We start from the raw sequence: 16,728 nt of genomic DNA on the forward strand, positions 1-16,728 counted from the left end.
GTTTAACAGCTCCCTCGGCATTATTGAGTATAAATACGCATAATCCTTTACTTGTTAATGATCAACTTCAGCTAGCTGCTCATTTGAAACCCTACCGTAGTAATAAAAACATCGCAGTATTTGATAAAGAGCGTTTTGCTTTTTCTAAGCGAATATTTTTTAAAGGAAAGCAAGTCGGGGAGTTAATTCACCATCAACCCGCTATGCAATCACCTATCCGTAGTGCTTATCAAAAAAGGGTATTTGAGCTGTATAAACAAAGTGAGTTTAATTGGCTTTATTACGCTTTATTAACGGGTGATAAGCGACTAATGTCATTTGAGAAAAAACAGCAATTACAACATTTGGGGTTAAGCCACCTTCTCGCTATCTCTGGGTTACATATAGGTCTTATTTTCGCGATCGGATTTTATTGTAGTCGCTTCATACACACGTATATTGTACTTAAATACCTAACTGAGCAAGCAAGACAAGATTATAACTTGCGTACTATTTATAGTTTAAGTGGCTTTGTTTTAGCCTTCATATATGTGTATTTAAGTGATTTTTTAGTTTCAGCTACTCGTGCACTTATTATGCTTGGTTGTTTTATTGTGCTGTATTTTTCTACTAAGCAGGGGTTACGCTGGCGAAGTTTATTATATGCGTTAGTCGCCGTTTTATTTCTCGATCCATTTAGTCTACTCAACCCTGGTTTGTATTTTTCATTTACAGCGGTTGTTATTATTTTCTTGGTATTTATCAATAAAGGAACACAAACTAAGAGCCGTATTACTAAATTCAGCCAAAACTTGAAAATGCTGTTGATTATTCAGCTCGCACTTTTTATAGGTTTATTGCCTTTATCTTTATATTTTTTTAATGGTGTTAGCCTCATTGGCGTTGTGATTAACATTCTTGCTATCCCATTACTGAGCTTTGTAATTATGCCTATGTTATTGGCATTTACCTTACTCGGTTTTTTATTTGATATTAATCATTTAGTCGCTCTGCTTGATCTACTTTTGAAGTTCGCTTTTTTGGGTTTGGCTAAAATTCCAGTCGATATTCAGTGGTTGGATTATGGTCGGTTTTTAAAAGCAGAGCTGTTATTTTGTTATATAACATTGGCAGTATTGTATTTTTCACCCGTTAAACGCCTGTGCCTTATTCCTTTACTGATTTATAGTTTAGAGCATTTTATTAAGCCTTCTGCAAATTGGTGTTTAGATGTTTTTGATGTAGGTCATGGCTTAATGGTGTTGATAAGTAAAGATAATCAAGGTTTGTTATATGATACCGGGCCAATTTATTTTGACCGATATAGTAAGATACAAGGTGTGCTTCTGTCTTATACTAAAAAACAGGGGATCACAATTAAGCACAGTATAATTAGCCACCTAGATAAAGACCATGCAGGTGGGGTCAGTCACTTAAAAGCCGCCGGATTTAACGCAACCTTTAATCAGTTTCATCCAAATGGAATTGATCAGGGCTGTAAAGCAGGAAGTTATCAATTTAATGGTTTAGCGGTGAGACTATTGCCCGTTGATGCGAAGTTTACCTCAAATAATGATCGATCGTGTGTGGTTGCCATTAGCGATGGTCACTTTAACGTACTATTAACGGGTGACATTTCAGAAAAAAGAGAACAGTCGTTAATTAAAAAAGGGTTACTGACACCGAGTACTATATTAGTGAGCCCACACCATGGTAGTAACACATCCTCGAGTGAGTTGTTTATACAATCAGTTAAGCCAAAAGTCGTCATTCATTCTTCGCGTTATAAAGGGCAGTGGAACTTACCAAATGAACATGTTATCGCCAGATATAAGCAAAATAGTGTACAGCAATACAATACAGCGCTTACAGGCCAAGTTCAGGTGGTGTTTTACCATGATGACTATCAAGTAAATACCGCCAGAGCGCTTGAAAGTTATTGGTTTCTCAAAGATTGAGTTTAGTTTTTATGTCGCTGAGGATACAATAGGCGCATAAGATAATAATGAGAACGTTATGAGTCAAACAACAATCCAAATCTATAAACGCCTAATGAGTTATGTGGGGGAATTTAAAACCGTCGCGATAGTCGCTATCGTAGGTATGATTGGTTACTCAGCAATGGATGCGTTGTTTATTCAGTTAATGAAACCATTTATTGACCAAGGTTTAAACCAACGCAATGCCGAGGTATTAAAATATGCGCCATTTGTGGTTATTGCATTAGTGCTTGGTCGTGGCTTGTTTAATTTTATGTCCTCGTACTGTTTAAGCTATGTTGGGTCGCAGGTTGTGCGTTCGCTGCGTCAGCAACTATTTGAGCATATTTTGCATTTGCCGGTCTCATTTCATGATAAAAACTCTACCGGTGATTTAATCTCTAAAATTACCTTTGATACAGAGCAGGTTCAACAAGCTATTACAAAAGCACTACTTATTGTGGTAAGAGAAGGGGCTTTTGTGGTGTTTTTATTAGCTGTTATGTTTTACACCAGTTGGAAGCTATCTCTTGTTTTTTTAGTGATTATTCCTCTGGTCGCGATTATTGTCAGCGTTGTATCTAAGCGCTTTCGTCATATTTCTAAAAGTATCCAATCTGCAATGGGACAAGTTACTAAAAGTTCTGAGCAAATGCTGTCGGGCCATAAAGTTATTCACGGCTTTGGTGGGCAGCAACAAGAAATTGACCAGTTTGCTAAAATAAATAATCACAATCGTCAGCAGCGTATCAAAATGGATGCAACTAAGGCGCTCAGTGTATCGGTTATTCAAGTTCTAGCTGCTAGTGCTATGGCTGTTATTTTATGGATGGTTTCTATGCCATCAATGATCGATGCAATTAGCTCTGGTGATTTTGTGGTGTTAATTTCATCAATGATGATGCTACTTAGACCTCTCAAGCAGCTCGCGAATGTAAATAGTGATTTGCAGCGAGGTATATCGGCTGCGCAAAGTATCTTTGAGGTGCTTGACCAAGAAGTAGAAAAGGATTTGGGTACTGTTGGAATTGATAAAGTGAATGGCTTAATTGAAATTCAACATGTAACTTTTAATTACCCAACCAAAGATGAACCCGTACTTAAAGATTTATCGATGACTATCCAGGCAGGCGAAAGTGTAGCATTGGTTGGTCGTTCTGGTTCAGGTAAATCAACAATTTCGAATCTGTTACCCCGTTATTATGATTTAGCCCCTGGTAGTGAAATTTTACTTGATGGAATTAAACTTGCCGATTACAAGCTGGCTGATTTAAGACGTCAATTTGCTTTGGTTTCTCAGCAAGTGGTGCTCTTTAATGACACAATAGCTAATAATATTGCTTATGCAATTGATCGTCAGCTGTCTGACGATGAATTAATGCAAGTCGTTAAGCAGGCTCATGTATGGGAGTTTGTTAAAAACTTACCAGAAGGTTTAGATACTATGGTAGGTGAAAACGGTGTAATGTTATCTGGAGGACAGCGACAACGTATCGCTATTGCACGCGCTATTTTAAAAGATGCGCCTATATTAATTTTAGACGAGGCGACTTCAGCCCTTGATACTGAGTCTGAAAAGCTAATTCAGCAGGCACTGGATGTATTAATGAAAGATAAAACATCCATTGTTATTGCTCATCGTTTATCTACAATCGAAAACAGCGATCGCATCTATGTTATTGATAACGGTGCTGTGATTGAAAGTGGTGCTCACCAGCAGTTACTCGCTAATGAAGGCATGTATAGTGCCCTGTGTAAAATGCAATTTGGCGAACAGGGATGAGTAAGATAGAGCAAAGTTGGTATAAAAAGCCCCGTTTGATAACATTTTTACTCTTGCCGTTAAGTGGTTTGTTTTGGTTAATTGCAACACTAAGAAAGTTTCTCTATAGCTGTGATGTTTTAAGGAGATTCAAAAGTGATGTGCCTATCATTGTGGTAGGTAATATTAGTGTCGGTGGCAATGGAAAAACCCCATTTGTTATATGGCTAGGCAATTACCTCGCGTCGCAGGGGTTAAATGTGGGTGTTATAAGCCGTGGTTACGGCGGAAAAAGTGACAGCTACCCACTTGTTGTTAAAAGTACAAGTTGTACCACGCAGACCGGCGATGAGCCTGTTTTGATCAAGCAGCGTTTAGGTTGCCCGGTAGTGGTAGGCCCCAACCGCGAAGACAATATTAAATTACTCAGTGAGCAATATAGTTTGCATGTGATTATCTCTGATGATGGCATGCAGCATTATAAAATGCCACGAGTTATCGAATGTTGTATTGTTGACAGCGTGCGGCGTTTTGGAAATGGCTTTTTAATACCCGCAGGCCCTTTACGTGAAAGTACTCGGCGCTTAAATAGTGTTGATTTAGTTATTGAAAATGGCGGTTTTGCTGAATATAACTACCAACTTCAGGCTAGTAATTTATTATCGGTGGTTGATAACCAGCCGCCTACAGAGCCAATAGTGCAAGGCCATGCAGTTAGTGCTATCGGTAATCCTACACGTTTTGAAGAAAGTCTTCAGTTACAAGGTATTAAATTACTCAGTTACCAGCATTTTCGTGATCATCATGCTTATACGCCGCATGATTTTGCACATTTTAATAATGATATCGTCATTATGACGGAAAAAGATGCGGTAAAATGTCGCTCTTTTGCTAAACAAAATTGGTATTATTTACCGGTTGATGCCAAGCCCTCAACAGCGGTTATTAATAAATTAAACGTATTACTTAAAGAAAAAGGGATCCTCCATGGCTTTTGATACTAAATTACTCGAAGTAATTGCCTGTCCAGTGGGCAAAGGCAAGCTACGTTTTGATAAAGAAAATAGCGAATTAATTAGTACTGCCGCAAAGCTTGCTTATCCGGTTGTTGATGATATTCCGGTGCTGCTGGAAAACGAAGCGCGTGAATTATCACAAGCTGAGGTTGAAAAGTGGAATTCGTAGTTGTTATACCTGCGCGATACGCATCAAGTCGTCTACCGGGTAAGCCGCTTGCCGATATATGCGGAAAACCAATGATCGAGCATGTATATCAAAAGGCTTGCCAATCAGGGGCGAGTAAAGTGGTGATTGCCACTGATCATCAAGCTGTATTTGATGTCGTCTCTTCCTTTACTGACGATGTATTAATGACGCGTGATGATCATCAATCAGGTACTGAACGGCTTGGCGAGGTTATGGCTTTATTAAACCTAGATGACGAAACTATTGTCGTTAATGTTCAAGGGGATGAGCCATTACTTGCCAGCAAAAATGTTTCGCAGGTAGCTGCATTATTGGCTGATTCAACCGCTCCGATGGCTACCTTAAGTACGGTACTAGATAACCGTGATGATATTTTAAATCCTAATTGCGTCAAAGTCGTCAGTGATATAAATAAAAATGCGCTGTACTTTTCGCGCTCGGCGATTCCGTATCACCGCGATGCGCTGATGGGTAATAACCTTGATAAAATTAATGTAGGTGATTATCAACGTCACATTGGTATTTACGCTTATCGCGCAGGATTCATTAAGCAATACATTGCATTAGCTGCATCACCGCTGGAGCAGTTAGAGTCACTTGAGCAATTACGCGTGCTATATCACGGTTATGCTATAAAAATAGAGCCGGCACTGATAACACCACAAGCAGGGGTTGATACACCAGAAGACTTAGCCCGTGTCGTGGCTGAAGTAAAACGACAAAGCTCTAGTCAGGAAGAATCAAGCAATTAAATGACGGATTATAAAGAGCTTACAGTTATCGCCAGTGAACCTGACTACTATGTTTTTAATAAACCTGCGGGTATGAGTTTTCATAGTGAAGAAGGTCCTGGCTTTGTTGTAATTGCGGAACAACAGCTAAATGAAAAACTTTATCCGGTGCATCGCTTAGATAAAGTCACTTCAGGTTTGATAATTCTGGCGCGTAATAAGTCTGCTGCATCATTATTTACTTCGCTTTTTAGTGATCACCAAGTTAGTAAATTCTATTTGGCACTAAGTACGCAAAAGCCTAAAAAAAAGCAAGGTTGGATCAAAGGCGATATGGCTAAAAGTCGCCGTGGCAGTTTTAAGCTTTTAAAAAGCCAAGAAAACCCTGCGATAACTCGCTTTTACTCGTTTAGTGTAAAAGAAAATTTGCGTGCTTTTTTATTAAAACCGTATTCGGGGAAAACTCATCAACTGCGGGTAGCGATGAAAAATGTATCAGCTCCTATTTTAGGTGATGTGCTTTACAGCGGCGAATTACACCCGCGGACATGCTTGCATGCTTTTGCTCTTCGTTTTAGATGGCAAGGTGAGGATATGCATTATCAGCTTACTCATATAGATGATGCTGTTTTTAAGAGTATTTTTGAACATGAACTATTTCAAGGTTGGCAATCACCTTGGCAGTTGGACTGGTAAATGACACAAACAACACAAGACATTCGCTTTGGTGGTATTAAACGTTTATATGGAGCGCAGCAATTTGCATGGCTGCAAGAAGCTCACTTTTGCATTATTGGTATAGGCGGTGTTGGCAGCTGGGCTGCTGAAGCGTTGGCTCGTTCAGGTGTCGGGAAATTAACGCTAATTGATCTAGATGATATTTGTGCTACTAATATTAATAGGCAAATACATGCGCTTACAGGGACTGTTGGTAACGCAAAAGTAGATGCAATGAAAGCACGTTGCGAGCTTATTAATCCTGACTGCAAAATTGATGTTATTGACGATTTTATTACGTTAGATAATATACCTGAGCATATTCAAGGCTTTGATTACGTTATTGACTGCATAGACGCGGTAAAAGAAAAAGCAGCATTAATAGCTTACTGCAAGCGTAATAAATTGCCAATTATTACCACGGGTGGTGCAGGCGGGCAAACTGATCCGAGTCAAATAGCGTTTGGTGACGTCGCAAAAACAACGCAGGACCCATTACTTGCAAAAGTGCGTTATATTCTACGTAAACAGTACAACTTTAGTAGCAATCCTAAGCGAAAGTTTAATATTGATTGTGTTTACTCAACCGAGCAATTAGTTTATCCCGGTAGTGACGGTCTAGTTTGTCATGCCAAGCAAAGCGCTGATGGGACAATGAATATGGACTGTAATAACGGCTTTGGATCGGTGACTATGATAACCGGTAGTTTTGGTTTTTTTGTTGCAGCTAAAGCAGTTAAAAAGTACTTAGCTAAACGAGAGCGTTTAGCAACGAGCTAAACGCTTTTCTCTAATGCAATTTTTTGAATTTTATCAACAATAGCCTTAATACCATTTCCCCTAGATGGACTTAAATGATTAATTAAGCCCATCTTATTAAACTGCTCATAAGCATCAACTTCACTTGCTTGCTCAGGGGTTAAGCCATTATATAGTGCTAAAATAAGCGCTAATAAACCTTTTACTATACGAGTATCAGAGTCACCAGCCAATACTAAATGCTTTTCTGAAAGATCAAAATCAATATAGAGCCAAACGTTGCTTTCGCACCCTTTTACAAGTGCATCATCGACCTTCATTGGCGCTGGAAAAGTAGGAAGCTGCTTACCTAAAAGCATAATTTGGCGATATTTTTGCTGCCAACCTGTTGCTTGCTGAATGTTTGAAGTGATTTCTTTAAATGAATTTGTCATTAAGTATCCTAAATTAATCTAACAGCGCTATACATTCACGCAATGCAGCAATAAATAAGTCAACATCTTGATAAGTATTATAAAAGGCCAAGCTTACACGTACGGTGCCTGTTACTGCTAACTTATCCATTAGTGGTTGTGCACAGTGGTGACCGCTGCGTACTGCAATACCATAGCCGTCAAGTAATGTGGCTACATCAAAGGAGTGCTCATTGGCATAATTAAAGCTAATATTACCAATGTTTTTCTGGTGTTGGCTGTAAATTTTAATTCCGTCGATACTTGTTAACTTTGCAATAGCGTAATTAAATAATGACAGCTCATACTCTTGTAAATCATGTTGATTAAGTGAATTTAGATAATTAATCGCAGAGCCAAAGCTTACAACACCAGCAATATTAGGGGTGCCGCTTTCAAATTTATGGGGAGCTTCACGAAATGTACTGCTAAAAAGCGTTACGCGTTCGATCATTTCTCCGCCTGTTTGGTAAACCGCTAATTCATTTAAGCGGGAGTAACGGCCATATAAACCACCTAACCCGGTTGGCCCAAGCATTTTATGGGCCGAGAAAACATAGAAGTCGCAATCAAGCGATGTTAAATCAGGCCTTAAATGCATTGCTGCTTGTGCGCCATCAATTACTGAAATAGCGCTTACCTGCTTACAGGCTGCAATAATAGGTGATAATTCTGTGATATTGCCGAGCGCATTAGAGGCGTGTGTAACAGCAACTATTTTAGGCTTATGCAATTTAATAAATTCACTACATGCTTGGGCATCTAAAGTGTGATTATCAGTTATTGGCAGAACGATTAACTCGCAACCCGAGCGCTTTGCAAGTTGTTGCCAAGGCACTAAATTGGCATGGTGTTCTAAATAGGAAACCGCAATCTTGTCACCTGTTTTTAAGCCGCTATCTAGGCCATTCGCAATCAAATTAACGGATTCAGTTGCGCCTTTGGTCCAGACAATTTCAGAGGCTTTTACAGCAAAAAAGTCAGCCATTGTTTGTCGCGTTTGCTCGTATTTTTGTGTTGCATTTTCACTTAGTGTGTGGCGACCTCTATGTACGTTAGCATTCTCTTTAGTATAAAATTTATTAGTAGCATCAATGACGCAATTAGGTTTTTGGCTTGTTGCTGCTGAGTCTAAATAAACTAAAGGTTGAGCGTTAATTTGCAGGCTTAGCAAGGGGAAATCTAAACGTACTTTATCAATATCAAACATTGGCTTGCCACATAATTACAAATTTGCAGAGGATTTTAATTACTTTGAGATTTTTAACAATAGATAAGCAATAAAAAAGGCCGCGGTGCGGCCTTTTTTTATTACAAAACTTATTTAAAAGTTATGATTTCGCTTTGTAGTCACGGTGTGTTTCACCAGTGTACAGTTGACGTGGACGACTTATCTTGTGACCAGATTGAGATAACATCTCATCCCAGTGAGAAATCCAACCTACGGTACGTGCCATAGCAAAAATAACTGTAAACATACTTGTTGGAATACCAATCGCTTTTAAGATGATACCTGAATAGAAATCTACGTTCGGGTAAAGTTTCTTCTCAACAAAGTATGGGTCTTCAAGGGCTATTTGCTCAAGTTTCATTGCGATATCAAGCAATGGATCTTGAATATTAAGCTCTTCTAAAACTTCATGACATGTTTGACGCATTACTGTTGCACGTGGATCGAAGTTTTTGTAGACACGGTGACCAAAGCCCATAAGACGGAACGGGTCCGATTTATCTTTTGCTTTAGCAACGTATTCATCAATACGGTCAACTGAACCAATTTCTTCAAGCATATTTAAGCATGCTTCATTTGCGCCGCCGTGAGCAGGGCCCCAAAGTGATGCAATACCAGCAGCAATACATGCATAAGGGTTAGCACCTGAAGAACCGGCTAAACGTACTGTTGACGTTGATGCGTTTTGCTCGTGATCAGCATGAAGCATGAATATTTTATCCATTGCTTTAGCCGTTACAGGGTTAACTTTATACTCTTCAGCTGGGACAGAGAACATCATGTGCAAGAAGTTTTCAGCGTAGCTTAACTCGTTACGTGGGTAAACAAATGGTTGACCAATGTTTGTTTTATAAGCCATCGCAGCAATAGTCGGTAACTTAGCTACTAGCTTAATTGCACTGGTTTTACGTTGGTTTGAGTCAGTTATATCAAGATCTTCATGGTAGAAAGATGATAATGCGCCAACCACACCACAAAGCATTGCCATTGGGTGTGCATCAAAGCGAAAACCTTGGAAGAAAGTAGCGATTTTCTCATCAAGCATAGTGCTGCGAGTAATTTCTAGTTCAAAATTCTCATATTGTTCTTTAGAAGGAAGTTCACCATTAAGAAGCAAGTAACAAAGCTCAATGTAGTTTGAGTTATCTGCTAATTGTTCGATTGGATAACCGCGGTGCAATAATACACCTTTGCCGCCATCGATGTATGTGATTGTCGATTCACAAGAACCTGTTGACATAAAACCTGGGTCATACGTGAAGTGACCGTGTGAACCTAGCGTACGGACGTCTATAACGTCTTGGCCAGCAGTGCCTTGGTAAATTGGAAGTTCGATTGGATCTAGACCATCAATATGGACTGTGGCTTTCTTATCCGCCATCTATTTATCTCCTATTAAGATAACAACTCTGATTGTTATGTTCTGAATCTGTTTAAGCACATCATCTTCATTTTAACGTGAAAGAGGGGGCTAAAGTCAATTTTTATAAACATTATGCACATATAGATAATAAATATTCTTCAGCAGTAAAATATTATACCATTGGCTAATTCGCAAACGACTATAAATAAACAAGAATTGTAAAAAGGGCTTCGGCTATATATACTATCATAGGTTTTATACCGTATTGTCTGTAGGTAAATGGAATTTACATTCAAATTTTGCGTAACTGTAAACTTTTTATGTATAACGATGTTTATTTAGATAGTTCCATCAAAAAATTATTTTTGGTGGGTTAAGAAAAACAAGTAGATGAGCTCCACTGTGAGCAAGATGGGCAAGTAACTGTGAAAAAGCAAAGACCTGTAAATCTAGATCTAACAACTATATCTATGCCGGCATCAGCTAAAGCATCAATTTTACACCGCGTCACCGGTGTTGCATTATTTTTTGCTTTAACGTTTGTCATTTGGGCGTGGTCTGAGTCTCTTTCTTCTGCTGAAGGTTTTGAATTTGTCAAGGGTCTGTTTAGCGGATTCATTGCTAAATTTATAGCTTGGGGCACTATTTCTGTATTGGCGTACCATATTATTGGTGGTTTACGTCATATTATTATGGATTTGGGCCATTGGGAAGAACTTGAGTCAGGTAACCTTAGCGCTAATATCTCGATGGCACTTGGTGTTATCGCTGCAATTCTAGCAGGGGTGTGGATATGGTTTTAAATCAAGCAACTCTAAAACGTGACGGTGTACAAGATTTCGTATCTTTACGTACCACGGCTTTAGTAATTACCGCATATGCGATTTTTATTATTGGCTACTTCTTATGTACTCCAGAAGTCACCTATCAAGCCTGGCAAGGCCTGTTCTCTAACCTAGCAATGAAAGGGTTTACGTTAATTACCCTCGTTTGCATTATGGTTCATACCCGTATTGGCCTTTGGCAAGTATTAACTGACTATGTTAAATGCGCTAAGCTTCGTGCTGTATTAGGCTTTGTCTTAAACTTAATGGCCATTGCGTACGTAGCTATTGGTCTAATCGTTTTATGGGGTGTTTAAGTGAATCATTCTGTTCGAGAATTTGACGCCGTTGTGATTGGCGCAGGTGGTGCGGGTATGCGCGCAGCACTAGCAATCACTGAATCAGGTAAAACCTGTGCACTTATCTCTAAAGTTTTCCCAACCCGTTCTCACACTGTTTCAGCACAGGGTGGTATTACGGTAGCGCTGGGTAACACTCATGAAGATAACTGGGAATGGCATATGTACGATACAGTTAAGGGTTCTGATTTTATCGGAGACCAAGACGCTATCGAATATATGTGTCAAACAGGCCCAGAAGCTATTACTGAATTAGAAAATATGGGCTTACCATTTTCGCGTACTGAAAAAGGTCGTGTTTATCAGCGTCCTTTCGGTGGTCAGTCGAAAAACTTTGGTGGTGAGCAAGCCGCGCGTACAGCCGCTGCAGCTGACCGTACTGGTCATGCTCTATTGCATCTGCTTTACCAACAAAACGTTAAAAATAAAACTAATGTGTTCTCTGAGTGGTATGCGTTAGATTTAGTTAAAAACGATAATGGCGACGTAGTAGGTTGTACTGCGATTGATATTGAAACCGGTGAAATCACTTTCTTCAAGTCAAAAGCGGTTGTGTTAGCTACCGGTGGTGCAGGCCGAATCTTCGCATCAACAACCAATGCTCACATTAATACGGGTGATGGTGTTGGTATGGCAACACGTGCTGGAATTTCTATGCAAGACATGGAAATGTGGCAATTCCACCCAACGGGTATTGCAGGCGCAGGTACGTTAGTAACTGAAGGTTGTCGTGGTGAAGGTGGTTATCTTTTAAATAAAGATGGCGAACGTTTCATGGAACGTTATGCACCAAATGCGAAAGACTTAGCGTCTCGCGATGTGGTAGCACGTTCAATGATGACTGAAATACGCGAAGGTCGTGGCTGTGATGGTCCTTGGGGTCCTCACCTTAAGCTTAAACTAGACCATTTAGGTGCAGAAACATTAAACTTGCGTTTGCCAGGTGTAATGGACTTAGCGAAAACCTTTGCTCACGTTGATGCATCAAAAGAGCCTATTCCGGTTATCCCTACTTGTCATTATATGATGGGTGGTGTGCCTACAAACGTAAATGGTCAGGCGCTACAAATCGATGCTCAAGGCAACGAAAAAGTAGTTGAAGGTTTATTTGCAGTGGGTGAGATTGCTTGTGTATCAGTACACGGCGCTAACCGTTTAGGTGGTAACTCACTTCTTGATTTAGTGGTGTTTGGCCGTGCAGCGGGTAACTTCTTAGGTAAATACCTTAATGATGTAGAAATTTCCAAAGCAGCGTCAGAATCTGACCTTGAAGCGTCATTAGCGCGTTTCAATCGCTGGGAAAGTTCAACTACTGGTCAAGGCGAAGATCCGTTCCAAATCAAAAAAGACCTACAGCAATGTATGCAGCTTAATTTCTCGGTATTCCGTGAAGGTGACACAATGGCTAGCGGTCTTAAAGAACTTAAAGAAATTCGTGAACGTTTACAGTTTGCACGTCTTGATGACAAGTCGTCAGACTTCAATACGCAACGTATCGAATGTCTTGAGTTAGATAATTTAATGGAAACAGCTTACTCAACTGCAGTAGCTGCAAACTTCCGTACTGAAAGCCGTGGTGCACATTCACGCTTTGACTTCCCAGATCGTGATGACGATAACTGGTTATGTCACTCAATCTTTAATCCAACTACGGATGAGATGAGCAAGCGCGATGTAAACTATGCGCCGAAAACACGTGAAGCATTTCCACCTAAAGCACGTACCTACTAGGAGCGAGACGATGGCACAAGTACAATTTTCTGTTTATCGTTACAATCCAGATGTTGATAACGCCCCACGTATGCAAGAATACACCTTGCAAACTGAGGAAGGCCAAGACATGATGGTATTGGACGCACTTTTATTATTAAAAGAGCAAGATCCAACACTTTCATTTCGTCGTTCATGTCGTGAAGGCGTGTGTGGTTCTGACGGTGTTAACATGAATGGTAAAAATGGTCTGGCTTGTATTACCCCTTTATCTACGCTACAAAAAAATGGCAAAGGTAAAATCGTAGTACGTCCATTACCGGGCTTACCTGTGGTACGTGACCTTGTTATTGATATGAGTCAGTTCTACACTCAATACGAAAAAGTAAAACCGTTTTTAATTAACGACACGCCAGCGGCGGGTGAACGTCTTCAGTCTATCGAAGAACGTGACAAATTAGATGGGCTTTATGAGTGTATTCTGTGCGCATGTTGTTCAACATCGTGTCCTTCGTTCTGGTGGAATCCAGACAAGTTCATTGGTCCAGCAGGTCTTCTTCATGCATATCGTTTCTTGGCAGATAGCCGAGATACCGCTACAGAAGAACGTTTAGCTGACTTGGACGATGCGTTCAGTGTGTTCCGTTGTCACAGTATCATGAACTGTGTTAGCGTTTGTCCTAAAGGTCTTAATCCGACCAAGGCAATTGGACAAATCAAATCAATGCTTTTAAACCGTTCGGTTTAATTTGTTGACAAACAGTTAGATGGCTAATTACGGTTAGCCATCTTGTTATATAACAATTAATTTCTGCGCTAAAAAAAAGGGCTTATAAATGCACGAAGGTGTGATGAAGGCATGGCTAGAATCTTCACATTTAAACGGCGGTAACGTTGCTTATGTAGAAGAGCTTTATGAAGCGTATTTAGATGATGCGACTTCGGTGCCAGAAGAATGGCGAGAAGTGTTCGAACAATTACCGAAAGTTGACGGTGTGGATGTTGAAGTTAAACATTCAGAAGTTCGTGCACAATTTGCGGCGCTTGCTAAAAACAAGCATAGAGAAGTAGTGGTAGCAGAAGGTGGAGGCGGTGACCTTAAACAAGTCAAAGTGCTTCAGCTTATAAATGCTTTCCGTTTCCGTGGTCACCAAAATGCCAATCTAGATCCACTAGGAATTTGGCAGCGTGAACGCGTTCGAGACTTAGCACTTGAATTCCACGATTTATCTGAAGCTGATTTTGACCGCGAGTTTAATGTAGGATCGTTTGCTGTAGGCCGCGACACTATGCCTTTAGGTGAGTTATACCAAGCCTTAAAAACCACCTACTGTGGTTCCATAGGTGCTGAGTATATGCACATCACATCGACTGAGGAAAAACGCTGGTTACAACAACGTTTGGAATCAGTACAGTCACATCCCAAATTCAATAAAGATGAAAAGCTACGTATCCTAAAAGGATTGACGGCAGCAGATGGTCTTGAAAAATATTTAGGGTCTAAATTCCCTGGAGCAAAACGCTTCTCACTCGAAGGTGGTGATGCGCTTGTTCCTATGCTTAAAGAGCTTATTCACCGGGCAGGTGAAAGTGGCCAGCAAGAAGCTGTTATTGGAATGGCTCACCGTGGCCGCTTAAACGTACTTGTAAACGTACTCGGCAAAAATCCGTCTGAGCTTTTTGATGAATTTGCCGGTAAACATAAAGAAACATTAGGCTCAGGTGATGTTAAATATCACATGGGTTACTCATCTGACTTTGCTACTAAAGGCGGAAAAGTGCATATGGCACTTGCTTTTAACCCATCTCATTTGGAAATTGTTAATCCAGTAGTAATGGGTTCAGTGCGCGCACGTCTAGACCGTTTAGGTGATACATCGGGTATTAAAGCATTGCCTATCACCATTCATGGTGATTCAGCTGTGGCTGGTCAAGGTGTAGTACAAGAAACATTTAACTTGTCGCAAACTAATGGCTTTAGCTGTGGTGGTAGTATCCGCATCATAGTTAATAATCAGGTTGGCTTTACTACTTCTAAGAAAGCAGATGTTCGCTCTACAGATTACTGTACTGACATTGCTAAAATGGTTCAGTCACCTATTTTCCACGTTAATTCAGATGATCCTGAGGCTGTTGCATTCGTAACGCAACTCGCGCTTGATTTTAGAAATCAGTTTAAACGTGATGTAGTGATTGACTTGGTTTGCTATCGTCGTCATGGCCATAACGAAGCAGATGAGCCAAATGCGACTCAACCAGTCATGTATCAAAAAATTAAAAAGCACCCAGTTCCTCGTGCAATCTATGCTGATCAACTTATAAGTGAAGGCTCGTTAAGTGAAGACGACGTAAAAGCTATCGCGAATGATTACCGAGATGGTTTAGATGGTGGAGATTGTGTGGTTGAGGAAATTCAACCAGAAACTTCTCATTCTTCTGATTGGGCTAAGTTTGTTGGTCATGAATGGAGTGTCGACTACGATGCCAGTGTTTCAGTTCAAAAATTAAAAGAGCTGGGCGAAAAGATAGCCAGCTACCCTGAAGGGTACAATGCACAATCGCGCGTTAAGAAAATTTACGACGACCGCAAGCTTATGGCTGCTGGCGAAAAAGCACTTGATTGGGGTATGGCAGAAACGCTTGCTTATGCAACAATCGCAACAGAAGGCACTGATATTCGTCTGACTGGACAAGATACCGGGCGTGGTACTTTCTTCCATCGTCATTCGGTTATTCATAGTCAAGATGATGGTGCAACGTATACGCCTTTACAGAACTTAAGTGAAGACCAAGGCGCATTTCAAGTATTTGACTCGGTGCTTTCTGAAGAAGCCGTTGTGGCTTTTGAATACGGTTATGCGACAGCAGAGCCTACGTCACTTGTTATTTGGGAAGCACAGTTTGGTGATTTCGCAAATGGTGCACAAGTTGTATTTGACCAATTTTTAAGTTCTGGTGAACAAAAGTGGGGACGTTTATGCGGCCTAACAATTTTGTTACCACATGGTTATGAAGGTCAAGGCCCTGAACATAGCTCTGCACGTCTTGAGCGTTTCTTGCAACTTTGTGCTGATCACAACATGCAAGTATGTGTGCCTTCAACTCCTGCACAAGTTTACGCTATGCTACGTCGCCAATCAGTTCGACCACTGCGTCGTCCTCTGATTGTTATGACACCTAAGTCACTACTTCGTCATCCACTTGCAACATCATCATTAGAAGAACTTTCTGAAGGTGTTTTCTACAATATGATTGATGAAATTGATGATATTGCGGCTGATAAAGTTGAGCGTGTTGTGTTTTGTAGCGGTAAAGTTTACTACGAACTATTACAAGAGCGTCGTAAGCAAGAAATCGATAATATTGCCATTGTCCGTGTCGAGCAGTTATATCCGTTCCCACACGACGAAATGGAAGCGATAATGCAAAACTACCAGCATGTTAAAGACTTTGTTTGGTGCCAGGAAGAACCACAAAACCAAGGTGCTTGGTATTGTTCTCAACATCATTTTGTTGAAGCTCTTCCAGAAGCTGCTAAGTTAAAATACGCAGGGCGTAAAGCATCAGCATCACCAGCATGTGGTTATATGTCAGTGCATACTAAAGAACAACAAGCGCTCGTTGCCGATGCGCTTACTATACAAAAGAAAGGATAA

At 40.3% G+C, this 16,728-nt stretch carries 15 protein-coding genes; 12 read left to right on the forward strand and 3 right to left on the reverse strand.

Going from position 1 to position 16,728, the window contains the following annotated elements:
• The 7 genes from ACT3RM_RS07245 to tcdA form a co-directional block, all read left to right on the forward strand.
• A partial coding sequence (locus tag ACT3RM_RS07245; protein ID WP_444511352.1) for a DNA internalization-related competence protein ComEC/Rec2 occupies positions 1 to 1,937 on the forward strand: 1,937 nt, incomplete at its 5' end.
• Positions 1,938 to 1,995: 58 nt separating this feature from the next.
• On the forward strand, positions 1,996 to 3,741 hold the full coding sequence (msbA, locus tag ACT3RM_RS07250; RefSeq protein WP_441833887.1) for a lipid A export permease/ATP-binding protein MsbA: 1,746 nt from the start codon (positions 1,996 to 1,998) through the stop codon (positions 3,739 to 3,741).
• A complete protein-coding gene (gene lpxK, locus ACT3RM_RS07255) occupies positions 3,738 to 4,718 on the forward strand; it encodes a tetraacyldisaccharide 4'-kinase (protein ID WP_441833886.1) in 981 nt (326 codons plus the stop codon). The genes msbA and lpxK overlap by 4 nt, the downstream gene beginning before the upstream one ends.
• The gene (locus ACT3RM_RS07260) at positions 4,708 to 4,905 is read left to right on the forward strand and encodes a Trm112 family protein (protein WP_441833885.1); all 198 of its coding nucleotides are present in this window, start codon (positions 4,708 to 4,710) and stop codon (positions 4,903 to 4,905) included. The genes lpxK and ACT3RM_RS07260 overlap by 11 nt, the downstream gene beginning before the upstream one ends.
• Positions 4,893 to 5,678 (forward strand): 3-deoxy-manno-octulosonate cytidylyltransferase, encoded by a 786-nt coding sequence (gene kdsB / locus ACT3RM_RS07265; protein ID WP_441833884.1) that lies wholly within the window; start codon positions 4,893 to 4,895, stop codon positions 5,676 to 5,678. The genes ACT3RM_RS07260 and kdsB overlap by 13 nt, the downstream gene beginning before the upstream one ends.
• A complete protein-coding gene (locus tag ACT3RM_RS07270; protein ID WP_441995173.1) occupies positions 5,679 to 6,353 on the forward strand; it encodes a TIGR01621 family pseudouridine synthase in 675 nt (224 codons plus the stop codon).
• A complete protein-coding gene (gene tcdA / locus ACT3RM_RS07275) occupies positions 6,354 to 7,154 on the forward strand; it encodes a tRNA cyclic N6-threonylcarbamoyladenosine(37) synthase TcdA (protein WP_441833882.1) in 801 nt (266 codons plus the stop codon).
• Here tcdA and ACT3RM_RS07280 read toward each other — a convergent pair.
• The 3 genes from ACT3RM_RS07280 to ACT3RM_RS07290 form a co-directional block, all read right to left on the reverse strand.
• Entirely contained in the window at positions 7,151 to 7,567 is a 417-nt protein-coding gene (locus ACT3RM_RS07280; RefSeq protein WP_441833881.1) for a SufE family protein, read from the reverse strand. The genes tcdA and ACT3RM_RS07280 overlap by 4 nt on opposite strands.
• A gap of 13 nt (positions 7,568 to 7,580) precedes the next feature.
• The gene (locus ACT3RM_RS07285; RefSeq protein WP_441833880.1) at positions 7,581 to 8,795 is read right to left on the reverse strand and encodes an aminotransferase class V-fold PLP-dependent enzyme; all 1,215 of its coding nucleotides are present in this window, start codon (positions 8,793 to 8,795) and stop codon (positions 7,581 to 7,583) included.
• Positions 8,796 to 8,916: 121 nt separating this feature from the next.
• Positions 8,917 to 10,197, reverse strand: coding sequence for a citrate synthase (locus tag ACT3RM_RS07290; RefSeq protein WP_441833879.1), 1,281 nt, complete (start codon positions 10,195 to 10,197; stop codon positions 8,917 to 8,919).
• Positions 10,198 to 10,604: 407 nt separating this feature from the next.
• Here ACT3RM_RS07290 and sdhC point away from each other — a divergent pair, with 407 nt between their 5' ends.
• From sdhC to sucA, 5 genes are all read left to right on the forward strand, one after another.
• On the forward strand, positions 10,605 to 10,982 hold the full coding sequence (gene sdhC / locus ACT3RM_RS07295) for a succinate dehydrogenase, cytochrome b556 subunit (protein WP_441833878.1): 378 nt from the start codon (positions 10,605 to 10,607) through the stop codon (positions 10,980 to 10,982).
• A complete protein-coding gene (sdhD, locus tag ACT3RM_RS07300) occupies positions 10,973 to 11,320 on the forward strand; it encodes a succinate dehydrogenase, hydrophobic membrane anchor protein (protein WP_441833877.1) in 348 nt (115 codons plus the stop codon). The genes sdhC and sdhD overlap by 10 nt, the downstream gene beginning before the upstream one ends.
• Entirely contained in the window at positions 11,321 to 13,093 is a 1,773-nt protein-coding gene (sdhA, locus tag ACT3RM_RS07305; RefSeq protein WP_441833876.1) for a succinate dehydrogenase flavoprotein subunit, read from the forward strand.
• 10 nt (positions 13,094 to 13,103) lie between these two features.
• On the forward strand, positions 13,104 to 13,820 hold the full coding sequence (locus ACT3RM_RS07310) for a succinate dehydrogenase iron-sulfur subunit (protein WP_441833875.1): 717 nt from the start codon (positions 13,104 to 13,106) through the stop codon (positions 13,818 to 13,820).
• An 88-nt stretch (positions 13,821 to 13,908) separates the two neighbouring features.
• Positions 13,909 to 16,728 carry a 2-oxoglutarate dehydrogenase E1 component gene (gene sucA / locus ACT3RM_RS07315; protein ID WP_441995875.1) on the forward strand — a complete coding sequence of 940 codons (2,820 nt, stop codon included), beginning with the start codon at positions 13,909 to 13,911 and terminating at the stop codon, positions 16,726 to 16,728.

This window comes from Pseudoalteromonas sp. AOP7-A1-14 (assembly GCF_052376275.1).
GTDB lineage: Bacteria > Pseudomonadota > Gammaproteobacteria > Enterobacterales > Alteromonadaceae > Pseudoalteromonas.